General features: G+C 69.1%; 1 protein-coding gene. It reads right to left on the reverse strand.

What is annotated here, in order from left to right; genetic code table 11:
• A partial coding sequence (locus AC3A6B_RS29950; protein ID WP_487840258.1) for an isocitrate/isopropylmalate family dehydrogenase occupies positions 1-204 on the reverse strand: 204 nt, incomplete at both ends.

A 204-nucleotide genomic window follows, 5' to 3' on the forward strand; every position in this document is an offset into this window, starting at 1 on the left:
GATCTCGCGCTCGGTGCCCTCGTACATCACGCCGCCGAGCGAGGTGTACTCGCCCTCGGTGTTCTCGCGCACCACCAGGTAGTCGATGTCGCCCGGCTGGCGGCCGGCCAGCGGGCAAGGCACGCCCTCGAACAGGCGCACCGGGCGCAGGTTGATGTACTGGTCGAACTCGCGCCGGAACTTGAGCAGCGAGCCCCACAGCGA

It is taken from the genome of Variovorax sp. Soil_C_33, from assembly GCF_057656935.1.